The organism is Pseudomonas sp. D4-21 (genome assembly GCF_051132125.1).
Classification (GTDB): domain Bacteria; phylum Pseudomonadota; class Gammaproteobacteria; order Pseudomonadales; family Pseudomonadaceae; genus Aquipseudomonas.
The window spans coordinates 5,180,282-5,201,626 of the sequence record NZ_CP071664.1 but is presented as its reverse complement, the minus strand read 5'-3'; the positions used below and the strand labels follow the sequence as shown (position 1 = coordinate 5,201,626).

Below are 21,345 nucleotides of genomic sequence, written 5' to 3'. Positions count from 1 at the left end.
AGCAAGCTCGCTCCCACAGTTTGATCTCTGTCTATCGGTCAGAGGATCCGCACCCGCAACGACCGACCCTTGATCTTGCCATCGTTCAGGCGTTGCAGCGCCTGTTTGGCGATCCCGCGTTCCACGGCCACATAGGCCTGGAAATCGAAGATTGCGATCTTGCCGACCTGGGCGCCGGGGATGCCGGCCTCGCCGGTCAGGGCGCCTAGGATGTCACCGGGGCGGACTTTGTCCTTGCGCCCGGCGCCGATGCACAGGGTGCTCATGGCCGGCAGCAACGGGCCGCCTCCCTGAGGCTTGAGGTTGTCCAGTTGGTCCCAGTTCAACGGCGATTTCTGCAGTTGCTCGATGGCCTGGGCGCGATGGGCTTCGGAGGGCGCCACGAGGCTGATGGCGATGCCTTTCTCACCGGCGCGACCGGTGCGGCCGACGCGGTGGATATGGATTTCCGAATCCCTTGCCAGTTCGACGTTGATCACCATGTCCAGGGCATCGATGTCCAGGCCGCGGGCCGCGACGTCGGTGGCCACCAGCACCGAGGTGCTGCGGTTGGCGAACATTGCCAACACCTGGTCGCGGTCGCGCTGTTCCAGGTCGCCGTGCAGGCCGACGGCGGAGATGCCCTTGGCCGTCAGATGGTCGACGGTTTCCTGGACCTGCTGCTTGGTGAAGCAGAACGCCACGCAAGACGCCGGACGGAAATGCGCCAGGACCTTGACCACCGCGTCCATGCGCTCCTCGGGAGAAATCTCGTAGAACCGCTGTTCGATCTGCGCGTCGGAGTGCAGCGCTTCGGCCTTCACCTGCTGCGGGTCGCGCATGAATTTGGAAGCAAGTTGCTTGATGCCCACCGGGTAGGTCGCGGAGAACAACAGCGTCTGGCGGCGTTCCGGGGTCTGCTGGATGATGTCTTCGATGGCGTCGTAGAAGCCCATGTCGAGCATGCGGTCGGCTTCGTCGAGAATCAGTGTGTTGAGGCCATCGAGCACCAGCGAACCCTTGCGCAGGTGCTGTTGGATACGCCCTGGCGTGCCGACGATGATGTGGGCGCCGTGTTCGAGGGAGGCGATCTGCGGGCCGAAGGACACGCCGCCGCACAGAGTCAGGACCTTGATGTTATCTTCGGCGCGGGCCAGGCGGCGGATTTCCTTGGCGACCTGGTCGGCCAGCTCGCGGGTCGGGCACATCACCAGGGCCTGGCAGCCGAAATAGCGTGGGTTGATCGGGTTCAGCAGGCCGATGCCGAAGGCCGCGGTCTTGCCACTGCCGGTCTTGGCCTGGGCGATCAGGTCCATGCCCTTGAGGATCACCGGCAAGCTTTGCGCCTGGATCGGCGTCATCTGGGCATAACCGAGTGATTCGAGGTTAGCCAGCATGGCGGCGGACAACGGCAAAGTATTAAAAGCGGTGGCGATGGTGGTCACGGGACGGGCCTGCAAAACAAAATGTCGCGCAGTGTAGCAGCCTCGTGCCACTTTCTTCGAAAGATCTGGACGAGCTGTGGCGCAGTTCTGAAGTGGGCGAATTCCCCGTGGCGAGGGAGCTTGCTCCCGCTGGGGCGCGAAGCGGCCCCAAACCGGCCCCAAACCGGCCAACACGGTGCACCTGAAAGTTCGCATTGCCTGGATTGCGACTGCTGCGCAGCCGAGCGGGAGCAAGCTCCCTCGCCACAAAAGCCCTGAAGCCTTAAAACCGTTCGAGTCCTATCTAGTGCTCGATATGCTCATCCGGCCGCTTGACCCGTCGCCCATCCTGCTTCGACAGCTGGGAAAAGATCGTCGCCGCCAGCATCGCCATGATCCCCACCGTCACAAAAGTCAATTGAAAGGCGCCCAGCACCGTGTCCACACCGTCGTTGCCGACCTGGGCGGTAAAGCCTCCCAGCAGGGCACCTGCACAAGCCACGCCCAGGCTCAGGGACAGTTGCGCCACCACCGACAGCAGGCTGTTGCCACTGCTGGCGCTGGCGTCGTCCAGGTCGATCAGGGTCACGGTGTTCATCGCGGTGAATTGCAGCGAGTTGATCGCTCCCAGCACTGCCAGGTGCGCCAGCAACAGCCAGTACGGTGTTTGCTCGCTGACCAAGCCCATGCTCGCCAGCATCACGCCGAGGGCAAGGGTATTGCCGGTCAGGACGATGCGATAGCCGAAGCGTTCGATCAGCGGGCGGGCCACGGACTTGGCGACCATCGCGGCGGCCGCCAGGGGCAGCATGCTCATCCCCGCCTGGGACGGTGAATAACCCAGGGCGACTTGCAACAGCAACGGCACCAGGAACGGTAGTGCACCGCTGCCCAGGCGCGCGAACAGGTTGCCGAGGATGCCCACCGCGAAGGTCCGGGTCTTGAACAGCGACGGTGGAAACAGCGCGTTCTCGACGTGCCCGGCGCGCACCCAGTAAGCCGCCAGGCAAGCCATGCCGCCAAACAGCAGCAGCATCACCCGCAGGTGCGGCAGGTGCAGTTCACCCAGCCCCTCCATGGCGACGGTGATCAGCACCATCGCCGCGCCGAACAACAGAAAGCCCACGCCATCGAAGCGCGTGCGCTCAGTGCCGCGCAGGTCCGGGATGAATTTCCATACCGCGTAGCAACCGACCACGCCCACCGGCAGATTGATGAGGAAAATCCAGTGCCAGGTCATGTACTCCACCATCCAGCCGCCCATGGTCGGGCCGATCAGCGGGCCGAGCAGCCCGGGGATGGTGATGAAGCCCATGATTCGCACCAACTCCGAGCGCGGGTAAGCCCGCAGTACCACCAGCCGGCCCACCGGCAACATCAGCGCACCGCCCAAGCCTTGGACGACCCGTGCGCCGATCAACATGCTCAACGAGTTAGACAAGGCGCACAGCAGCGAGCCGAAGCTGAACAGCAGGATCGCGCCGAAGAAAATCTTCTTGGTGCCGAAGCGGTCGGCGATCCAGCCCGAGGCCGGGATCAGCAAAGCCACGGTGAGCATGTAGGCAATGATCACGCCTTGCATGCGCAGCGGGTTTTCCGCAAGGTCGCTGGCCATGGCGGGCAGGGCGGTGTTGAGGATGGTGCCATCCAGGGACTGCATGAAGAAGGCAATCGCCACCACCCACGGAAGCCAGCGGGCGGTGACGGCGTCGAGGGGAGCGCGGTTGGGCATGGGACCTCTTGTGTGAAATAAAACAATTACCTGTGGCGAGGGAGCTTGCTCCCGCTGGGGTGCGGAGCACCCCCAAACCGGTGAACACGGTGTGCCTGACAGATAGCGTCGCCTGGATTACGACTGCTTCGCAGCCGAGCGGGAGCAAGCTCCCTCGCCACGGGGCACTGCGTGTTATAGCGTCAACGTGAGCTTCTTGACCAACGCCCCCGGCAGCAACATCGAGGCCGTGGCCCGCTGGCTGTAGGTGCTGGCCGAAAGCAGAAGTTCCCGCTCCCGGGTCAGCGCTTCGAGTTGCGAGCCGAGCAAACTGTAGACGCTGTCGTCGAAGCGCATCGTGCTCACCGGCGCCTGGATCTGACCGTTCTCGACCCAGAACGTGGCGAAGCGGGTCATGCCGGTCAGACGCGCCGCCGGTTGGTCGGAGTAGTTCAGGTACCAGAGATTGCTGATGTACAGCCCAGTGCCGAGTTGCCCGAGGATGTACTTCTGTTCCAATTGCCCGCCCTGCATGTCCAGCGCCGTGGGGTATTCATAGCTGCTGGCGCCGTTGGCGGCGAGGCCGTATTCGGCGGCGCTGCGGGAGTTGACCAGTTGCGCGTTGGCCATGCCCTTGGCGATCAGCCCCAGGTCATCGCGGGGATAACCTTCGTCGGAAAATGCCGGGCTCAGTGAGCCGCTGACCTGCTCCGTCAACCACACGTTGGGACTGAAGTGGGCTTCGCCGGCGTAGAATTTCTGCAACGGGCTTTGCTTGCTGGCGATCGCCCGGGCCGAGAATCCGCCCCAACTGAGCATGCCCATGATTTCTTCCAACGCGGCCGGCGCCAGGTAGGCGCGGTATTCGCCCGGCGGCAGCGTACGTAGGGGCAGGCCGAGGAATTGCAGCTGCTGGCGTGCCTGCTCGAAACGTTGGGCGAATCCTTCGCTGCTCCAGGCGTGTCCCGCGTAGCTGGCCTTCACGGCCTGGCCGTTTTCATGGAACAAGCTGAAGTCGAAGTTGAAACTGTTGGCCTGATGCCAGCCGAACGCTCCCGAGGAACTGGCGAAGCCACGACTGATGGGGCCTGCGGCGTAAAAGCCGACCAAGTCCAGGCCCTCGGCGGCACGGCTGATTTCAGCGACGGCTTGCTCGGTGTCCGGCAGGGGGTGGTCCTGCACGTTGTTGCTCTGCCAATGGTTGTGGTTGAGCAGCAGGTAGGGATCGGCTGGCAGCAGCGGCAACGTCTCGCGCAACTGTTGCAACCCGTCGGCCAAGCGTCGCAGGTCGGTCTCGGTGTCGCCGGACAAGGTGATCTGCAGATCGGCATGACGGCCGTCATTGATCAACTTGAAACTGACGTTGGCCTGTTGCACCTGGCCGGCCTGACGGACCTTGCCGTGGTTGAAGCGCACGAAGGCCGACGACTCGGCGGCGTAGCCGAGGGTGAATTGCTCAGGTTCGCGCAACGCGTCGCGCAACCAATCGACCAGTGCTTTGAACGCCCCAGCTTGATTATTGACGGTGCTCATCAGGCATCCCCCCCAAACACGTCCACGTTGCTGAACACACAGGCCGGCGACGCATGGCCAACGCGGATGACCTGGTTCGGTTCGCCCTTGCCGCAATTCGGTGTGCCAAGCACTTGGGAAGTGCTGGCGTCGCCCACGGCCCGCAGGCTCTTCCAGAACTGCGCGGAGATGCCCCGGTAGTTGGGGTTCTTCACTACGCCCTTGAGCTCACCGTTTTTGATCAACTGGCCCCATTCGCAGCCGAACTGGAATTTGTTGCGGGCGTCGTCAATGGACCAGGAGCGGTTGGTGCGCATCAGCACGCCATGCTCGATGCCTTGGATCAACTGCTCCAGGGATTGGTCGCCGGGCTCGATGTTCAGGTTTGCCATGCGGTCGATGGGCGGACGATTCCAACCGCAGGCGCGGCTGTTGGCAACACCGTCGAGGCCGGCGCGGAACTGCGACAGCGCGCCGCCCAATGGGCGCAGCAACAGGCCTTCGCGAATCAGGAACTGCTTGCTGGCGGCCGTGCCGTCGTCGTCATGGCTGTAACTGGCCAACTCCTCGGGAATGTCCGGATCGAAGGTCACGTTCAACAGGCTGGAGCCGTACTGCAGGTGGCCGAAATCCTCGGTCTTGACGAAGCTGGTGCCGGCGTAATTGCGCTCGTCGCCGAGGATGCGGTCCAGTTCCAGCGGATGGCCGATGGACTCGTGGATCTGCAGCATCATCTGGTCGGGCATCAGCAGCAGGTCGCGGGGACCTTGGGGGGTGTTGGGCGCCATGAGCAATTGCAGGGCCTGGTCGGCGATCCTTGGACCGGCGCCGATCAGGCCGCAACGGCTGATCACATCGAAACCGCCTTGCTGGCCGAAATTTTCCCGGCCCAGGGTGCGGGTCTGGCTGTCATTGCCGTCGAAGGCGGTGACGTCCAGGGCCGGGTAGATGAAGCGTTGGGCCTGGCGCAGTTCAGCGCCGGCGCTGTTGAGGTAGATCTGCTCGACCTGGGTCAGGCCGATGCTGGCCTGCCAGTTCACCAGGCGCTCGTCGGCGGGCACCGCGGCCGATTCGTCGCCGAGCAATTGGTAGCAATCGCTCAGGGGCGGGAAGGCCTGGTCGAAATGCGGCGAGAAGTAGTCGGCGCGGTCGCTGGACACCGGTTGGTCGCGCAGGTCCAGCAGGGCGTGGGGCTTGAGCTGGCGAGCGTATTGCTCGGCCCGCTCCAGCGCCGCTTGCAGGCCGGCCAGGGAAAGGTCGTTAGTGGCCGCATAGGTTTCGACGCCATTGACCCGCACGGTGAGCATGGCGCCTTCGTCGTGGCTCAGGCTCGGAGGTTCGGCGACGTTCTTGCGCACCGACAAGTGTTGGCCGGACTCGCGTACGTAACGCAGGGAAAAGAACTCAGCGCCCGTGCGCAAGGCAGCGAAACGCTGCTTGAGCTGGGGTTGGAAGTCGAACATGGAACCTCCTTGTCTGGAGTGGCGATGCAGCGAGGTGCGGCGCATTGGCGCGGGCGGCTCTAGAGTAGGCCTGGGGCGGGGGAGGGATCAAGGCAGATGGGGATTTGCGGTGTCAGGTCGGACGTCATCGCGAGCAAGCTCGCTCCCACAGTGGATCTTTGGTGGTCACAAAATCTGTGTTCACCGCCAATCCCCTGTGGGAGCGAGCTTGCTCCGGGCGGCGATCCGACGAAGGCCGCGCCGCGATCTGGAGTCTTACTGCGCGGCCGTCGCCACTTCACGCAACGGCTTGCCGCGCACCGGCGCGTCGCCGGCGACGTAGTAAGGTGCGGTGCTGCGCGGCAAAGGCTTGCGGCCACGGATCTTGTCGGCGATTTTCTCGGCGATCATGATCGTCGGCGCGTTCAGGTTGCCGGTGGTGATGATCGGCATGATCGAGGCGTCGACCACGCGCAACCCTTCCATGCCGTGCACGCGGCCTTCGCCATCCACCACGGCCATATCATCGGTGCCCATCTTGCACGAGCAGGATGGGTGGAACGCGGTTTCGGCGTGCTCACGGATGAACTGGTCCAATTGCTCGTCCGTCTGCACCTCGATGCCCGGGCTGATTTCGCGACCACGGAACGGATCGAGCGCCGGCTGCTGCATGATCTCGCGGGTCAGGCGGATGCCGTCGCGAAATTCCTGCCAGTCCTGCTCGGTGGCCATGTAGTTGAACAGGATGCTCGGGTGCTGGCGCGGGTCCTTGGACTTGGCCTGGATCCGGCCACGGCTTGGCGAACGCATGGAGCCCATGTGCGCCTGGAAACCGTGCTCTTTCACGCCGTTGCTGCCGTTGTAGTTAATCGCCACCGGCAGGAAGTGGTACTGGATGTTCGGCCAATCGAACTCGGGGCGCGTACGAATGAAGCCGCCGGCCTCGAACTGGTTGCTGGCGCCGATACCAGTGCCGTTGAACAGCCACTCGGCACCGATCGCCGGCTGGTTGTACCAGAGCAGCGACGGGTACAGCGAGACCGGTTGAGTGCAGGCGTATTGCAGGTACAGCTCAAGGTGGTCCTGCAGGTTTTCACCGACGCCCGGCAGGTCGTGGACCACCGGGACGTCGAGGTTTTCCAGCAGCTTGGCAGGGCCGACGCCGGAGCGTTGCAGGATCTGCGGCGAGGCGATGGCGCCGGAGCACAGCAGCACTTCCTTGCGCGCCCGGGCCTCGACGCGTTCTTCGGCGGCGCCCACCAGGTAACGCACGCCGACCGCGCGTTTGCCTTCGAAGAGGATCTTGTCGGCCAGCGCGTGGCTGACGATGGTCAGCGTCGAGCGCTTCTTGGCGACGTCCAGGTAACCGCGCGCGGTACTGGCGCGACGGCCATTGGGCGTGACGGTACGGTCCATCGGGCCGAAACCTTCCTGCTGGAAGCCGTTGAGGTCCTCGGTACGCGGGTAACCGGCCTGAACGCCGGCTTCGACCATGGCGTGGAACAGCGGATTGTTGCCAGGCTTGGGCGTGGTCACACTGACCGGGCCGTCGCCGCCATGGTAGTCGTTCGGGCCGATGTCTCGGGTTTCGGCTTTACGGAAATACGGTAGGCAATCGAGGTAGGTCCAGTCTTCCAGGCCGGGCAGCTTGGCCCAGTTGTCGTAGTCCAGCGCGTTACCGCGGATGTAGCACATGCCGTTGATCAGCGAAGAACCACCCAGGCCCTTGCCGCGACCGCATTCCATGCGACGGCCGTTCATGTGCGGCTCCGGATCGGTCTGGTAGGCCCAGTTGTAGCGGCGACCCTGGAGAGGAAATGCCAGGGCGGCGGGCATCTGGGTACGGAAGTCGAGGCGATAGTCCGGGCCGCCGGCTTCGAGCAGCAAGACGGTAACGCCTTCGTCTTCGGTCAGGCGGGTAGCCAGGGTGTTACCGGCCGAGCCGGCACCGATGATGATGTAATCGAATTCTTGGGACATGAAATGTACCCTCTTTTGGAGTTGGTTCAGGTCGCGGTCATCGAGTGCCACATTCTCTGTGGCGAGGGAGCTTGCTCCCGCTCGGCTGCGCAGCAGTCGCAAACAGGGCGACCGTGTTCTGTCTGGATGAACCTGGGAGCTGGGTCGGGGCCGCTTCGCGGCCCAGCGGGAGCAAGCTCCCTCGCCACAAGGGCCCCGGCCTCAGGCTCGGTCTCAGATCAGAACACCGACGTGTAATCGCCCATTTCGACCTGCACCGACTTGATGCGCGTGTAGTTGGTCAGCGAGCTGATCCCATTCTCCCGGCCCACGCCCGATTGCTTGTAGCCACCGACCGGCATTTCCGCCGCCGATTCGCCCCAGGCGTTGATCCAGCAGATGCCTGATTCGAGCTGGTGGATCACGCGGTGCGCGCGGTTCAGGTCGCGGGTCACGACACCGGCGGCCAGGCCGAAGTCGGTATCGTTGGCGCGGCGGATCACTTCTTCTTCGGTTTCGTAGGTGAGGATGCTCATCACCGGGCCGAAGATTTCTTCACGCACGATGGTCATGTCATCGGTGCAATCGGTGAACACGGTCGGGGCCACAAACGCGCCCTTGGCCAGTTCGCCTTCCGTCAGGCGACCGCCGCCGCACAGCAGGCGCGCGCCTTCGGCCTTGCCTTTATCGATGTAGCCCAGCACGTTTTCCATGTGGGCGAAGCTCACCAGCGGGCCGAAGTTGGTGTTCTCGTCTTCCGGGTTGCCGATGCGGATGCGCGCCACGCGCTCGGCGATCTTGGCTTCGAAGGCAGCCTTCAGGTGGCTCGGCACGAACACCCGGGTGCCGTTGGTGCAGACTTGGCCGGAGCTGTAGAAGTTGGCCATCATCGCGGTGTCGGCGGCGCGGTCCAGGTCGGCGTCGTCGAAGATGATCAGCGGCGACTTGCCGCCCAGCTCCATGGTCACGTCCTTGAGCGAAGAGCTCGAGGCACTGGCCATGACCTTCTTGCCGGTGTCGGTGCCGCCGGTGAAGGAGATTTTCTCGATGCGCGGGTGCTCGGTCAGCCAGGTGCCGACCTCACGGCCGCTGCCGGTCAGCACGTTGAACACGCCTGCTGGAACGCCGGCCTCGGTGTAGATCTCGGCCAGTTTCAGGGTGGTCAGCGAGGTGACTTCGCTGGGCTTGAAGATCATCGCGTTGCCAGCGGCCAGGGCCGGGGCGGATTTCCACAGGGCGATCTGGATCGGGTAGTTCCATGCGCCGATACCGGCGACGACGCCCAGGGGCTCGCGGCGGGTGTAGACGAACGACGTGGTGCGCAGCGGAACCTGTTCGCCTTCGATAGCGGGCACCAGGCCTGCGTAATATTCCAGCACGTCGGCGCCAGTGACGATGTCGACGTAGCGGGTTTCGGAATAGGCCTTGCCGGTGTCCAGGGTTTCCAGGGCCGCGAGCTCATCGTTGCGTTCGCGCAGGATGTCCACGGCGCGACGCAGGATGCGCGAGCGCTGCATGGCGGTCATCGCCGCCCAGACTTTCTGGCCTTTTTCGGCGCTGACCACGGCACGCTCGACGTCTTCTTTCGTTGCGCGCTGCACCAGGGCGAGTACTTCACCGTTCGCCGGGTTGATGGCTTCGAAAGTGGCGTCGCCGCTGGCATCGCTGTACGCGCCATCGATGTAGAGTTTTTGCAGTTCGAAACGGGCCATAAAGTCCTCGCAAGTGCATAAGTGGTTGGCTGACCACCGAGCGTGTCGTTTACAGCTGACTACGCGCTGCGGTGGGGGTTCAGGAGTCGAGCGGTTCTGTGTGCTCTGGCGCTCCTGCCTTGGCCAGTTGGAAATCCATGTATTCGTACGCGATCCGATGTGCCTGGGCGGTGTCGAACGCGTCTCCCGACAGCGCTCCGCGCAGCCACAAACCGTCAATCAGAGCGGCCAGGCCCCGGGCCGCGCTGCGTGCCTGGTCGACAGGCAACACGCGGCGGAACTGGCAACACAGGTTGGAATACAGACGGTGATCGTTGATCCGCTGCAACCTGTGCAATGACGGGTGATGCATGCTGGTGGCCCAGAAGGCCAGCCAGGTTTTCATTGCCGGGCCGTTGACCTGGCTGGCGTCGAAGTTGCCCTCGATGATCACCTTCAGGTGAGCTCGCGGGCTCGGGTCCGTCAGCGCTTGACGACGCGCGGTGACGTTCTCGCTCAGGACAGTCATCAGGTACTGGGCCGTAGCCGCGATCAGGCCATTCTTGTCCTGAAAGTAGTGACTGATGATGCCGTTCGAAACACCGGCCAAACGGGCGATCAGCGCAATGCTGGCGTCCCCCATCCCGACCTGATCGACAGCCTGCAAAGTGGCTTCGATCAATTGCTGGCGGCGGATGGGTTGCATACCGACCTTGGGCATCTGCAAATCTCCTTAGGCCATCGGGCGGACGAGTAAGGTCCGCCGTCATGAGGGCCAGTCTATTTTGTTTTGATTGAACGTTCAATCAACAAAGAATAAGCTCTGCGACAATTCGTCGCGATTTACCGGTTTTCCTACGGGGTAAATGGCGCAGAAACGAGACATCAAGAGCCCAGAGACCCGCGCAATCGCGGGGCAAGGGCTTTCCGGGTGTCTTTATAACACCCGCCGGTCGGCTGCCAACCCACCGATTGGCCGGGTATCGCGTTGCCTTGTCCTTCTCTCGCACTGCCTGGAGCATCCGTGCAATGAGTTCTGCCTTGCTAATAAAGACCCCGCCGCAGAAGGTGACGGTCAACGGTTGGGTGTTCTACACCTCCACCGCGCTGATTCTGTTGCTGACCGCCATTCTGATCATCGCCCCGCAGGAGGCCGGCCGTCTGCTCGGCATTGCCCAGGCGTGGTTGTCCCGCAGCTTCGGCTGGTACTACATGGTGGTCATCGCTGCCTATCTGGTGTTTGTGGTCGGCCTGGCATTTTCCTCCTATGGCAAGCTCAAGCTGGGCGGCAAGGACGATACGCCGGACTTCAGCTACGGCGCCTGGGCCGGGATGCTGTTTTCGTCGGGCATCGGCATTTCATTGCTGTACTTCGGCGCATCCGAGCCGCTGGACCATTTCTTCAACCCCCCTGAAGGCGTGGCCGGCAGCCAGATGGCCGCGCGCCAGGCCGTGCAATTGACGTTCTTGCACTGGGGCCTGCATGGTTGGGCGATCTATGCCCTGGTGGGCTTGGCCGTGGCGTATTTCGCCTATCGGCACAACCAGCCGCTGGCGCTGCGCTCGGCCCTGTATCCATTGGTGGGCGAGCGCTGGGTCAAGGGCGCGGCCGGCCATGCGGTGGACGGTTTCGGCATGTTCGTGACGTTGCTGGGGCTGGTGACCAACCTGGGGATCGGTTCGCTGCAAGTCGCGTCCGGTTTGGAAAACCTGTTTGGCATCGAGCACAGCAACACCAATTTGCTGATCGTGATCATCGTGATGAGCACCGTGGCGACCATCGCCGCCGTGTCCGGCGTGGAAAACGGCATCCGCCGGTTGTCCAACCTGAACATCGTGTTGTTCAGCGGCTTGCTGATTTTCGTGTTGCTGTTCGGTCCGACCCTGCACCTGCTCAACGGTTTCGTGCAGAACATCGGCGACTACCTCAACGGCGTGGTGCTCAAGACATTCGACCTGTACGTCTATGCCGACGACACCGCGAAATCGGGCCGTTGGATGGGCTTGTGGACCCTGTTCTACTGGGCCTGGTGGATCTCCTGGGCGCCTTTTGTCGGCATGTTCATCGCGCGCATTTCCCGTGGCCGCACCGTGCGTGAGTTGGTGGCGGGCGTGTTGCTGATTCCCCTGGGCTTCACCCTGGCCTGGTTGTCGATCTTCGGTAACTCGGCCCTGGACCTGGTGATGAACCACGGCGCGGTCGAGCTGGGCAAGACGGCGTTGACGCAGCCGTCGATGTCGATCTATCAGCTGCTCGAATACTATCCGGCGTCGAAGGTCGTGATCGGCGTGTCGATCTTCGTTGGTTTCGTCCTGTTCCTGACCCCGGCTGACTCCGGCGCGGTGATGATGGCGAACCTTTCGTGCCAGGGCGGCAACGTTGACGAAGACGCGCCGCATTGGCTGCGGATCTTCTGGTCGGTGGTGATCACGCTGGTGACCATCGGCCTGTTGTTCGCGGGCAACTTCGAGGCGATGCAAACCATGGTGGTGTTGGCTGGCCTGCCGTTCTCGGTGGTGCTGGTATGCTTCATGTTCGGGCTGCACAAGGCCATGCGCGAGGATGTGCGGGTTGAGCAGGAACGGGCGGAGTTGGCGGCGCTGGGTCGGGTCTTTAGCTGACCCGTTCGATAGTTGTGAACACTGTTGTGGCGAGGGGATAAATCCCCTCGCCACAAGAGCATTCCAATTCTTGTTTCTGCGCACACAAAAACGCCGCGATCATCTCGCGGCGTTTTTGTGTGCATTGGCTTTAGCCCAGGTTCTTGCCGAGCAGGGCGTGATACAGCTCGCTGTCGCCGAGGATGCCGACGACTTGCTGATTATCGTGAAGCACCAGTTTGTTGCCGGTCTGGTAGCGGATCTGCAACGCGTCGCGCATGCCGATGCTGGAGTCGACCAAGGTCGGGAAACGCCCCAAGCCTTCGACAGACTGCCCTGGCGCCCAGTTCTGCAGGTCCAAGGCGGCGCCGTTCTGCCGGGCGCCCTTGATGGTGTTGCCTTCGGCCAGGTCAAGCCAGGAGTCGCCGCCCGGATCCAGGCACACCGAGCCGTTGATGCGCTTGCAGTTGTCCAGGGTGCGCATCAGGCTGCGGCCGCAGAGCACATTGAGCGGATTGGTATGGGCGACGAACGTGCGCACATAGTCGTCCGCCGGGTTCAACACGATCTGTTCCGGCTTGCTGTACTGGATGATTCGGCCGTCTTTCATGATCGCGATACGGCTGCCCAGCTTCAGGGCTTCGTCCAGGTCGTGGCTGACGAACACGATGGTCTTGCTCAACTTGCGTTGCAGTTCCAGCAGTTCGTCCTGCAGGCCTTGGCGGATCAGCGGGTCGAGGGCCGAGAACGGTTCGTCCATCAACAGGATGTCGGCGTCCATCGCCAGGGCGCGGGCCAGGCCGACCCGTTGCTGCATGCCGCCAGACAGCTCGTCGGGCTTCTTGTTGCGCCACTGGGTCAGGCCCACCAGCTCGAGTTTTTCATCCACCAGCTTCTTGCGTTCCTTCTCCGGCCGGCCCTGCATTTCCAGGCCGAAGCTGATGTTTTCGCGCACCGTCAGCCAAGGCATCAGGGCGAACTTCTGGAACACCATGGCGATGCGCTTGGTGCGCATCATCTTCAGTTCGGCGGGAGTGCAGGAGGCGATATCGATCTGCCGGCCTTCGTGCTCGACGAACAATTTGCCGCGACTCACGGTGTTCAAACCGTTGATGCAACGCAGCAAGCTGGATTTGCCGGAGCCGGAAAGGCCCATCAGCACGCAGATCTCGCCTTTTTCGATGTCGAGGCTGGCTTTTTCCACGCCGACGATCTGCCCGGTCTTCTTCAGGATTTCGTTGCGCGTCATGCCCTTGTCGAGCAATTTGAGGGCTTCGCGTGGATCTTTGGAGAAGATCACGTCGACTTCTTCGAAGCGGATTATGCTCATGCGTCACCCCCTACTTTGGCGTCGGGTTGTTTGCAGATTCGGTCGAGCATGATCGCCAGCAATACGATCGCCAGGCCGGCTTCGAAGCCCAGGGCGATATCAGCGGTGTTCAATGCGTTGACCACGGGTTTGCCCAGGCCGTCGGCACCGACCAGTGCCGCGATGACCACCATCGACAGCGACAACATGATGCATTGGGTGATTCCGGCGGCGATGCTCGGCATGGCGTGAGGCAGTTCGATGCGCGACAGGAGCTGGCGCCGGGAGCAGCCGAAGGCTTTACCGGCGTCCATCAGTTCGTCCGGAACGTCGCGGATGCCCAGGTAGGTCAGGCGGATGGGCGCGGCGATCGCGAATACCACCGTGGAGATCAGGCCCGGGACCACACCCAGACCGAACAGGGTCAGGGTAGGAATGAGGTAGACGAAGGTCGGTACGGTCTGCATCAGATCGAGCACCGGACGCATCATGGTGTAGAACATCGGCTTGTGCGCGGCAACAATGCCCAGCGGCACACCGATAAGCACGCAGACCAAGGTCGCGAAGAGCACCTGGGCGAGGGTTTCCATGGTCTCTTGCCAGTAACCCAGGTTGAGGATCAACAAGAAGGACGCGATAACGAAAACGGTCAGGCCCCATTTGCGCTGGATGAAGTGCGCCAGTAGCGCGATGAGGCCGATAAGCACCAGGGGATTGAACCAGGTCAGCGCAAACGTCACGCCGTGAATCATCGTTTCCAGAAACATTGCGATTGCATCGAAGGTGTCGGCGCCGTTTTGCGTCAACCATTCGACAAAGCCCGCGATGTACTGGCCCAAGGGTATTTTCTGATCAATAAGCATGGTAGTGAACGTCCGCATGCAAGGAATAAACAGCCCGGGCGAGCGAACTCGCCCGGCATAAGCTTTTTACTGCGCGAGCTTGGCTTTCACGGCCTCCAGGCCAGGTTTACCGTCAACGGTGGTGACGCCGGCGAGCCAGGTATCGAGTACTTGTGGGTTTTTCTTCAACCAGGCCTTGGCGGCGGCTTCAGGCTTCATCTTGTCGTCCAGCACGTTGCCCATCAGCGTGCTTTCCATGTCCAGGGTAAAGACCAGGTTTTTCAGCAACTGGCCAACGTTGCTGCATTCCTGGGCATAGCCCTTGCGGGTGTTGGTGTAGATGGTCGCCTGGCCGAAGTTCGGGCCGAAGTATTCATCGCCACCGGTGAGGTATTTCATCTTGAAGCGGGTGTTCATCGGATGCGGTTCCCAGCCCAGGAACACCACGGCGGTGCTGCGACGCTGGGCCCGATCGACCTGGGAAAGCATGCCGGCTTCGCTTGACTCGACGACCTTGAAGCCGGCGTCCTTGAGGCCGAAGGCGTTCTTGTCGATCATGCTCTGGATCAAGCGGTTGCCGTCGTTGCCCGGTTCGATGCCGTAGATCTTGCCGTCCAGTTCCTTCTTGAACTTGGCGATGTCGGCAAAATCCTTGAGGCCTTTGTTGTACAGCTCTTCGGGGACCGCCAGGGTGTACTTGGCGTTTTCCAGGTTGGCGCGCACGGTTTCCACGGTGCCCGCTTCACGATAGGCCTTGATGTCGTTTTCCATGGTCGGCATCCAGTTGCCGAGGAACACGTCCATGTTCTTACCATCGGCCAGGGACTTGTAGGTCACCGGCACGGAGATCATCGTGGTCTTGGTCTTGTAGCCGAGGGCGTCGAGCACGACGCTGGTGGTGGCGGTGGTCACGGTGATGTCGGTCCAGCCGACATCGGAGAAGTTGACGGTACTGCATTGGGCGGGTTCTGCAGCGTTGGCCAGCATCGGAAGACTCAGCATGGCGGCCAACAACAACGGCGTGGAACCTTTCATGGGTGGACTCCTGGTGTTTTATCGGCAGTGTCCGGTCGGGACAACCGCGCTTTTTTGCTTTTTTTAAGTTGCGGTTGGCGGCGCGTGGGCACTCTTCGTGGCACGCGGCCTTGCAAACGAGCCGTAACCGATCATGTACCAGTGCAAATCCGACGCCTACAGGGCGCGTCGTATCCAGTACAGGGAGGGTCGCATCCAGTGTTGGTGACGTCGTTTACAGATTTTTTCGGCCCTCGGCTGGCTTCTGATACGTAAAAAACGTCGTAAAACCTGCGCGACAAAGACGCGGCGTTGGTGGGCATGATTGCGTCGGTGTCAGACGTCGAAAGCCCATTCAAAAGCCGGATGATGCGGCCATCCCGGCGTTGAGCGTAGCAGCTGCGCCACCGGACGCTCCCGCGCCCGGATGTGTCCGTTCTGGAGAGTCAAGGCAATGGCCATCAGCGTGTTCGACCTGTTCAAGATTGGTATCGGCCCGTCCAGTTCCCACACCGTGGGGCCCATGCGCGCAGCGGCGCTGTTCGTCGAAGCGTTGCGGGCCAAGTCGCTTTTAAATGATGTGCGGCGGGTCGAGGTGCAGTTGTTTGGTTCGCTGTCGGCCACCGGCATCGGTCACGGCAGCGATACCGCCACGATCATGGGCTTGATGGGCGAATGGCCCGACTCGATCGATCCGTCGCAAATCGGTACGCGCATCGAGCTGCTGCGCGAGACCCAGACCCTGCTGCTCGATGGCCGCCTGCCGGTGCCTTTCGTCTGGTCCCGCGATATGCGCCTGCTCGACGAAAACCTGCCGTTCCACCCCAACGCGATGACGCTGGTGGCGGAGGGTGAAAACGGCGAACTGCACCGCGACACCTATTATTCGGTCGGTGGCGGCTTTGTGGTCGACCAGGCCCAGGCGTCCAGCGGCGTGATGGACCTGGACACCACCGAGTTGCCTTACGACTTCTCCAGCGCCGAGGAACTGCTCGGGCTGTGTCGCACGCATAACCTGCGAGTGGCTGAGCTGATGATGGCCAACGAGAAGGTCTGGCGTTCGGAAGAAGAGATTCGCAGCGGCCTGATGAGGCTCTGGCGAGCGATGCAGGACTGCGTCGAGCAGGGCCTCAAGCACGAAGGCATTCTGCCCGGTGGCTTGAATGTCCGTCGGCGCGCGGCCAAGTTGTACCGCAGCCTGCAAGAGCTGAACAAACCGAACGTGATCGGCTCGACCCTGAGCGCCATGGAGTGGGTCAACTTGTACGCCTTGGCCGTCAACGAGGAAAACGCCGCTGGCGGGCGCATGGTCACGGCGCCGACCAACGGCGCGGCGGGGATCATTCCGGCGGTGCTGCATTACTTCATGAAATTCAGCGAGGCCGTTACTGACGCCAACGTCGTGGATTATTTCCTCGGCGCGGCGGCGGTCGGCATCCTGTGCAAGAAGAACGCCTCGATCTCGGGCGCCGAAGTCGGCTGCCAGGGTGAAGTCGGCTCGGCCTGCGCCATGGCGGCGGCAGGCCTGGCGGAAATCCTCGGAGCCACGCCGGAGCAACTGTGCAACGCGGCGGAAATCGGCCTGGAGCACAACCTCGGCCTGACCTGCGATCCGGTGGGCGGCCTGGTCCAGGTGCCTTGTATCGAGCGCAACGCCATCGCCGCGGTGAAAGCAATCAATGCCGCGCAGATGGCCCTTCGGGGTGATGGTCAGCATTTCATCTCCCTGGACCGTGTGATCCGCACCATGCGCGATACCGGCGCCGACATGCACGACAAATATAAAGAGACTTCACGGGGCGGGCTGGCGGTAAGCGCGGTGGAATGCTGATTCAGCACTGCAAGATAATCCCGTGGCGAGGGAGCAGGCTCCCTCGCCACGGGTGTTGAAAAATCGCTCGTAAAACGCACACCGCAGGAAAAACACGCCACGTTTTGGCGCGTCGCAAACAGATAAGGCGTGACTTGGCGGTCACGCCTTTGTACGCCGCCCTACCGTCCGTCCCCGCGCTTGCGGTGACAACCATCGCGCAAACGGCGCGGCCCAGTGACCACAAGTGCTACCGATCTGCTCACAGCCCGCCCTGGCGTTCGCCCGCAGCCCATGATGGCACTTGGAACCCGGCCTTGACAGGGCCCTTATATAGACACGCCGGCATGTCGTTTTCAGGAGTTATTGAACGCGCATTCAAATTTAGGCATGGCAATTGCTCTGTCCCGATAAAGCCCCTCTCACGCAAGAGAATGAGGGCAATAACAAGAGCCTCCGCCTGAGGCCATCACCCGCTTTGTGTGAGGAGATACCGCGATGACGACGTCCAACTCCGGGGCCCAACCCCAGAACCGTGCGCCTCAATCCATCGGCTTTCTGCTGCTGGACAATTTCACGCTGATTTCCCTGGCGTCCGCGGTGGAACCGCTACGCATGGCCAACCAGCTGTCGGGGCGCGAGCTGTACCGCTGGACCACCCTGACCGTCGATGGCGGCCAGGTCTGGGCCAGTGACGGTTTGCAGATCACCCCGGACGCCTCCATGCACAAAGCCCCGGCCCTGGACACCGTCATCGTGTGCGGCGGCATCGGCATCCAGCGCACCGTAACCCGCGAACATGTCTCATGGCTGCAAGGCCAGGCCCGTCAATCCCGTCGTCTTGGCGCAGTCTGCACCGGCAGTTGGGCCCTGGCGTGCGCCGGCCTGCTGGACGGTTTCGATTGCAGCGTGCACTGGGAATGCCTGGCCGCGATGCAGGAAGCTTTCCCACGGGTTTCGATGAGCACGCGCCTGTTCACGCTTGACCGCAACCGCTTCACAAGCTCCGGCGGCACCGCGCCGCTGGACATGATGCTGCACTTGATCAGCCGTGATCACGGTCGCGAGTTGTCGGCGGCGATTTCGGAAATGTTTGTCTACGAGCGTATCCGCAACGAGCAGGATCACCAACGTGTGCCGCTCAAGCACATGCTTGGCACCAACCAGCCGAAGTTGCAGGAAATCGTCGCGCTGATGGAGGCCAATCTCGAGGAGCCGATCGACCTGGACGAGTTGGCGGTGTACGTCGCTGTGTCCCGCCGTCAGCTGGAGCGCCTGTTCCAGAAATACCTGCATTGTTCGCCGTCGCGCTATTACCTCAAGCTGCGACTGATTCGTGCGCGGCAACTGCTCAAGCAGACGCCGATGTCGATCATCGAAGTGGCCTCGGTGTGCGGCTTCGTCTCCACGCCGCATTTCTCCAAGTGCTACCGCGAATACTTCGGCATTCCGCCACGGGACGAGCGCGTCGGCTCCAACACCACGCAACAAGTGGCGATGATGCCGCTGCCGCAGGCGTTGGTGCTGTCGCCGCTGTCCGGCCCGCTGTCGGCGCTGAGCCAGGCGCGCAATGAGTCGACGTTTGCGAGTGTGAGGCTCTAAGACTTCAGCGCGTTCATCGCGAGCAGGCTCGCTCCCACAGGTTTTGTGTCGTTCACAAATCCTGTGGGAGCGAGCTTGCTCGCGATGGGTTTCATCAGGCGTTATGGTTCTGCTGGTACTGCGCCAACGCCGGCAACAGTTGCTGATCGATTGCCTGGCGCACCGCCGGCAGGATGGTCGCGCTGCTGGTGTACATTTCCTTGACCAGCCTGCGCAGCTCATTGGCGCGAGCCCTGTCCAGGCCTCGTACGGCGCACTCGCACGCCTGCTCGGCAGTCGCGCCACTGGGTATCTGCAACCCCAGGGCCTTCAGATGGCCCAGCAGGTCTTCCTGGTCGATCAAATCGGCGTACATCATGACGCTTTTCCTTGTTCAGGGATTGGGGTCGTGCCTGGATTCTGGTAGCCACCCGAATCGGCGGCAAGGGCAAATCGTCGTTCTGTCATGATTGACTATGAACGCGTCGTTTTCGGCTAACTCGCTGGGTCCGGGACTGGGCACACTGGCCCCAAGCTGCATCACGATGGTTTGGTCACCCTCGCGCCACAGCTCCTCCAGTAACGCTCCTGCCCCGATCCTGTCACGGCTTGATCGGGGATTTTTTTGCCTGTGTGAATCCGCAAATAATCGGTTGTCTGGCAGGCCGCTATCGCGAGCAAGCTCGCTCCCACAGGGAAATGCTTTCACCTGTGGCAGCGAGCTTGCTCGCGATGAACGATGACGCGGTCTAACGTTGCAACACCAGAATGCGCGACAGCAATTCATCCCGATCCACATAACACCCCTGGAAATGCCGCGCCCCGGTAGCAGGGTCGAAGGCGTTGCGCGCGTGAAGCGTGCGGCGGTTGTCGAAGCACCAGAGCTGCCCGGGTTCGAGTCGTTGCACCAGGCGAAAGCGTGGCTCGCGGGTCAGCGCGATGAAGCGGCGGTAGGCGCGGTAGAGCCTGGGCATCTGCTCCACCGAGGTGTCAAAGGGGCCGCGCAGAAAGTTCGCCATGCGGATCTCCGAGACTTGCCCAAGGGCGTCCAACGCAATGATCGGCGCCAGGCAGCGGTAGTCGCTGTGGCGGTCCTTGTTGCGAAATTCCACCGGGATCTGGCACAGCGCCTCGAAGGCATCGGGATCTTCCTGGCGCAGCGCCTGGGCAATGGCGAAACCGTCGACGAAGATACTCTCGCCACCCACGGCCTCGTTCACCAGGCAATGCAGGAACTGCAACCCCGGCTGCAATTCCCGCGTCGGCAAGTCGCTGTGCAACGGCAGGTTAAAAGCGGTGTAGGCGTTGCTGTCGGCGTCGGCCTTGGATTGCACGTTGAAGAGCACGCCGAAATTGCTCTCGCGAACGAAGGAAATGCGTTGGGCAATCTGTCTCAGCGAGCCGGGCTCGGTGGGCACGCCCCGCACTTGGGTCAGGCCGATGTCGCGTACCGCCAGCAGCCATTGCAGCAGCGCGTCGGCATCCTCCATCAGCGCCTGGTATTCGAACACTGGCAGCTGCAAGTCGCACTGCCATAGCTGGCGTTGCGGCCTGCCGTCGAGTCGTTCGGCCCTGGAGACTTCGTCATAGGCGTGAGCGCGCAGCCAGCCCGGGTCGAATTGGCTTTGGTGGCCGTCCCGCCAGGCCACGCGCAGGCGGCCTTCACCATCAACGCGGATTTCATCCGGCGCCAGATCTTCGGGCACATCGACAATCTCCAGGACCTGCTCACGGGTCACGCTGTAGACGCATGCCTGGCAAGGGCAGTTGTCCCGCAGCCACTGGTGATGAAAAGGACTGATCCGACCATCGGCCCACGTGACGTGAACCCGGTCGGCCAAGGGGATTGCGGCAGTCAAGGCGTGGACCAGAGGGTAGCTGCGGAAGTCGGCAATTGCGGCGGCGGTGTGCATGTCGGTCTCCTATAGGAGGCTTATCGGGCGGGTGGCAGGGCGATGACACGCCCGATGCAGGATGGCGCCGGCAGGTCGGACTGGCTGTCGAGCAGGGCTTTGAGTTGGCCCAGGGTCTGTTCGCTAAACGGCGCCGAACGTGGCCCCGCCAGATCGACGTGCAGTAGCATCTGCTCATTGCCGGCCAGCTCTTTGTCGCCGCCCGCCAAGTGCAGGCTGTGGTAGAGGTGCAGGCGTTTGGCATCGTTGCCGATGATGTGCGTATGCACCTCGACATCGGCGCCGAGCTTCACTTCGTGCAGGTAGTTCAGGTGCAGCTCGAGGGTGAACAGCGAATGGCCGCTGGCTTCGCGGCTCTGGCTGTCAAGGCCGAGCCGGTCCATCAACGCATCGGTGGCGTAGCTGAAGATCAGCAAGTAGAAGGCGTCGCGCAGGTGGCCGTTGTAGTCGACCCATTCTGGGAGGATGCGGGTTTGGTAGGTAGTGAGGGTGGGCATGTTGGACTCCAATGCAATCGTGGCGAGGGAGCTTGCTCCCGCTGGGCTGTGAAGCAGCCC

16 protein-coding genes are annotated in these 21,345 nt (G+C 62.3%); 3 read left to right on the top strand and 13 right to left on the bottom strand.

All coding sequences use genetic code 11. The features are described 5' to 3' along the window. Positions 1–38 precede the first annotated feature (38 nt). The 7 genes from dbpA to betI all read right to left on the bottom strand — a co-directional run bounded on the left by dbpA (position 39) and on the right by betI (position 10,439). Positions 39–1,376 carry an ATP-dependent RNA helicase DbpA gene (gene dbpA / locus J3Q04_RS23485; protein WP_420765169.1) on the bottom strand — a complete coding sequence of 446 codons (1,338 nt, stop codon included), beginning with the start codon at positions 1,374–1,376 and terminating at the stop codon, positions 39–41. A gap of 331 nt (positions 1,377–1,707) precedes the next feature. Beyond that, a complete protein-coding gene (gene mdtD, locus J3Q04_RS23480; RefSeq protein ID WP_420764967.1) occupies positions 1,708–3,135 on the bottom strand; it encodes a multidrug transporter subunit MdtD in 1,428 nt (475 codons plus the stop codon). Between the two features lie 174 nt (positions 3,136–3,309). Continuing rightward, positions 3,310–4,647, bottom strand: a complete 1,338-nt coding sequence (locus tag J3Q04_RS23475) for a TldD/PmbA family protein (protein ID WP_434609099.1) — start codon at positions 4,645–4,647, stop codon at positions 3,310–3,312. Then, positions 4,647–6,089, bottom strand: coding sequence for a TldD/PmbA family protein (locus tag J3Q04_RS23470; protein WP_434609101.1), 1,443 nt, complete (start codon positions 6,087–6,089; stop codon positions 4,647–4,649). The genes J3Q04_RS23475 and J3Q04_RS23470 overlap by 1 nt, the downstream gene beginning before the upstream one ends. Before the next feature lie 255 nt (positions 6,090–6,344). Next, entirely contained in the window at positions 6,345–8,048 is a 1,704-nt protein-coding gene (betA, locus tag J3Q04_RS23465) for a choline dehydrogenase (RefSeq protein WP_434609103.1), read from the bottom strand. Between the two features lie 218 nt (positions 8,049–8,266). Further along, positions 8,267–9,739 carry a betaine-aldehyde dehydrogenase gene (betB, locus tag J3Q04_RS23460; RefSeq protein WP_434609105.1) on the bottom strand — a complete coding sequence of 491 codons (1,473 nt, stop codon included), beginning with the start codon at positions 9,737–9,739 and terminating at the stop codon, positions 8,267–8,269. Between the two features lie 79 nt (positions 9,740–9,818). Then, entirely contained in the window at positions 9,819–10,439 is a 621-nt protein-coding gene (gene betI, locus J3Q04_RS23455; RefSeq protein ID WP_434561885.1) for a transcriptional regulator BetI, read from the bottom strand. Positions 10,440–10,804: 365 nt separating this feature from the next. Here betI and J3Q04_RS23450 point away from each other — a divergent pair, with 365 nt between their 5' ends. Further along, positions 10,805–12,340 (top strand): BCCT family transporter, encoded by a 1,536-nt coding sequence (locus J3Q04_RS23450; RefSeq protein ID WP_434564071.1) that lies wholly within the window; start codon positions 10,805–10,807, stop codon positions 12,338–12,340. A 130-nt stretch (positions 12,341–12,470) separates the two neighbouring features. On the opposite strand, the gene choV is transcribed toward J3Q04_RS23450, so the two are convergent. From choV to J3Q04_RS23435, 3 genes are all read right to left on the bottom strand, one after another. Continuing rightward, positions 12,471–13,649 carry a choline ABC transporter ATP-binding protein gene (gene choV / locus J3Q04_RS23445; RefSeq protein ID WP_420764961.1) on the bottom strand — a complete coding sequence of 393 codons (1,179 nt, stop codon included), beginning with the start codon at positions 13,647–13,649 and terminating at the stop codon, positions 12,471–12,473. Continuing rightward, a complete protein-coding gene (gene choW / locus J3Q04_RS23440; RefSeq protein WP_420764960.1) occupies positions 13,646–14,491 on the bottom strand; it encodes a choline ABC transporter permease subunit in 846 nt (281 codons plus the stop codon). The genes choV and choW overlap by 4 nt, the downstream gene beginning before the upstream one ends. A gap of 66 nt (positions 14,492–14,557) precedes the next feature. After that, entirely contained in the window at positions 14,558–15,505 is a 948-nt protein-coding gene (locus J3Q04_RS23435) for a choline ABC transporter substrate-binding protein (protein ID WP_420764959.1), read from the bottom strand. Between the two features lie 433 nt (positions 15,506–15,938). Between J3Q04_RS23435 and J3Q04_RS23430 the strand changes: the two genes are divergently transcribed. Continuing rightward, positions 15,939–17,315 carry an L-serine ammonia-lyase gene (locus J3Q04_RS23430; RefSeq protein ID WP_434609108.1) on the top strand — a complete coding sequence of 459 codons (1,377 nt, stop codon included), beginning with the start codon at positions 15,939–15,941 and terminating at the stop codon, positions 17,313–17,315. 477 nt (positions 17,316–17,792) lie between these two features. Next, a complete protein-coding gene (locus J3Q04_RS23425; protein ID WP_013694424.1) occupies positions 17,793–18,896 on the top strand; it encodes a GlxA family transcriptional regulator in 1,104 nt (367 codons plus the stop codon). A gap of 94 nt (positions 18,897–18,990) precedes the next feature. Here J3Q04_RS23425 and J3Q04_RS23420 read toward each other — a convergent pair whose 3' ends face one another. The 3 genes from J3Q04_RS23420 to J3Q04_RS23410 all read right to left on the bottom strand — a co-directional run bounded on the left by J3Q04_RS23420 (position 18,991) and on the right by J3Q04_RS23410 (position 21,285). Beyond that, a complete protein-coding gene (locus J3Q04_RS23420; RefSeq protein ID WP_434561889.1) occupies positions 18,991–19,254 on the bottom strand; it encodes a hypothetical protein in 264 nt (87 codons plus the stop codon). Positions 19,255–19,624: 370 nt separating this feature from the next. Next, on the bottom strand, positions 19,625–20,788 hold the full coding sequence (locus tag J3Q04_RS23415; protein WP_434609111.1) for a gamma-butyrobetaine dioxygenase: 1,164 nt from the start codon (positions 20,786–20,788) through the stop codon (positions 19,625–19,627). A gap of 20 nt (positions 20,789–20,808) precedes the next feature. Next, positions 20,809–21,285 carry a thioesterase family protein gene (locus J3Q04_RS23410; protein WP_434609112.1) on the bottom strand — a complete coding sequence of 159 codons (477 nt, stop codon included), beginning with the start codon at positions 21,283–21,285 and terminating at the stop codon, positions 20,809–20,811. Between the last annotated feature and the right edge of the window lie 60 nt (positions 21,286–21,345).